The sequence below is a fragment of the Pseudomonas sp. PICF141 genome, assembly GCF_002286815.1.
Taxonomy (GTDB): Bacteria; Pseudomonadota; Gammaproteobacteria; order Pseudomonadales; family Pseudomonadaceae; genus Aquipseudomonas.
Genome location: NZ_MUNM01000013.1, coordinates 1 through 2,601 on the forward strand (window position 1 = coordinate 1; position 2,601 = coordinate 2,601).

The 2,601-nt window shown below is 65.6% G+C and carries 1 protein-coding gene; it reads left to right on the forward strand.

Annotation, left to right across the window (positions count from 1 at the left end; genetic code table 11):
- Positions 1-2,601: condensation domain-containing protein (locus BZL43_RS00675; RefSeq protein WP_143517818.1), on the forward strand; the 2,601-nt coding region annotated here is incomplete at both ends.

Sequence of the window (2,601 nt, forward strand, 5' to 3'; positions counted from 1 at the left end):
AGCATCGGCGAGCTGTACATCGGCGGGGTCGGGGTCGCTCGCGGTTACCTGAAACGCCCGGACCTGACCGAGGAACGCTTCCTCGCCAGCCCGTTCATCCACGGTGATCGCCTGTACCGCACCGGCGACCGTTGCCGCTTCCTCGCCGATGGCAACATCGAGTACCTGGGGCGCCTCGATCATCAGGTGAAGCTGCGCGGCCAGCGCATCGAGCTGGGGGAAATCGACGCTGAACTGCTCATGCAACCGGGCGTTCGCGACGCGGCGACGCTGTTACTCGACCAGCGTCTGGTGAGCTTCTGGTGTGGTGACGCCGATGAATCTGCACTGCGCGCGGCATTGAGCCACAGCCTGCCCTCACACATGCTGCCAAGCCTTTGGGTGCACCTGGACAGCCTGCCGCTCAACAGCAACGGCAAACTCGACCGCAAGGCGTTGGCCGCCACGGCATTGCCGGAAACCAACAGCGACCGACCACACACCGCGCCGCGCAACGCCACCGAAACGGTCCTATGCGAATTGTTCAGCGAAGTGCTGGAATGCCCGTCGGTGGGGATCGACGATCACTTCTTCCATCTCGGCGGCCACTCGTTGCTGGCCACGCGACTGGTCGCTCGGGTCCGTGAACGCCTGGGCGCCACCCTGCCATTGGCGCTGGTATTCGCCCAACCGACGGTGGCGGCGCTGGCCGGTCATCTGCGCGCGGCGATGCCAGGGGAACTGATCACCGCACAACCGCGTCCGGCACACCTGCCGCTGGGTCTGGCTCAGCAACGGTTCTGGATGCTCAGCCGTCTGGTACCGGATTCACGCGAGTACCACATGCCATTCGCCCTGACTTTGCGCGGCGACCTTCAGGTCCCGGCCTTGCGTGGAGCATTCGAGCAGGTCAGCGAGCGCCATCTGGTGTTGCGCAGCCGCATTGTCGAGGTTCAGGGCGAGCCGCAGTTGCTGATCGACGATCAAGGCCCGGCACTCGTGGTCACGTCGGTCGCCACACAGGACTGGACGGCGGCTTGCGCCCAGGCGAAAAACGAGCTGATGGCGCCGTTCAATCTGGCCACCGCCGCACCTTGGCGTGCGCATCTGTTGCAACGGCAGGACAGCGACGAAAGCCTGTTGCTGGTTTGCCTGCACCACAGCGCCACCGACGGCTGGGCGATGCAATTGCTGATCGACGAACTGGCCCAGGCCTACACCGCCAGCCTTAAAGGGCAGTCGCCCAACTGGACGGCGCTGGAGGTCGACTATGTCGATTTCGCCCTGTGGCAACAGCATCCGGACACCCAGGCTCGACGCAATGACAGCCTGGATTACTGGAAAAACCACCTCGGCGAGGACGATTACCAACTCGACCTGCCCCTGGACCATCCACGCGGCGCCGAAGCGGATCGTCGCGCCCAACTGCTGACAGTCGGCCTCGGCGCCTCGCGTGCCGAAGCCATTCGCCAGTTCGCCCGTCAACGCGGCACCACCAGCTACGTGGTACTTGCGACGGCACTGAGCGCGTTACTGGCTCGTTACAGCGGTCAACGCGACATTCGCCTCGGCACCCCGGCGGACCAGCGCGACCAACCGCAAACCCAGGCGTTGCTGGCGTGCCTGGTGAACACCTTGGTGATCCGCGGCGACGTCGATCAACAGGCACCGGCCGAGCAGTTGCTGGCCAGCGTCGAGGCCGATCTGCGCGCGGCCCAGGCCCATGCCGACCTGCCGTTTGCCACACTGGTCGGTGCCGTGGCCCAGCGCCGCGACCTGAACCGCACGCCGCTGTTCCAGGTGATGTTCTCCCTCAACCACGGTCGCATGGACAGCAGCCAATGGCCGGGCCTGAACATCGAAGAGCAGACGCTGCCGGTGATCGATGCCAAGTTCGAACAGAGCTGGGAAGTCCAGGACGACGGCGTCGACATGACCCTCGCGCTGGAATATCAATCGGCGTTGTTTGACGAGTCGACGATGCAGCGCTGGAGCGCGCAATGGTGTGCCCTGCTGGACGCGCTGGTGACAACGCCTGAGCTAGCGCTGGTCGAGTTGTTCCCGCAACAACAGGATCAGCAGCAACTGGATCGCTGGAACGCCACCGAACGTCATTACACCGGCCCGACCAACCTGCACACGGCATTGAGCCAACAGGCCGCCCTCAGCCCCAACGCCCCGGCGCTGGTGTTCGACGGCCAGTGCCTGAGTTACGCCGAACTGGATCAGCGCGCGCAAACCGTTGCCCGCGCCTTGCGTGCGGCAGGGATCGGCCGCGAGGCCATCGTTCCGGTGTGCATGGAACGCTCCGTGGAAATGGTCGTCGCCCTGCTCGGCATCGTGCATGCCGGCGCCGCGTGGCTACCACTGGACCCGGAACTGCCGGCCGCGCGCCTGGCCTTCCTGATCGAGGACGCCGATGCCCGGGTCACCTTGACCCAGCCACAGTGGCGGTCGAAGTTGCCGGCCGGGCACACCGCCTGGACCCTCGACGCCTTGCCCCAGGCGCCCGCGGGCGAACCGCTGAGCGTTGAGGCGGGCGACCTGGCCTACGTGCTCTACACCTCCGGTTCCACCGGCCAACCCAAAGGCGTGATGAACGAACACGGCGCCTTGATGAAC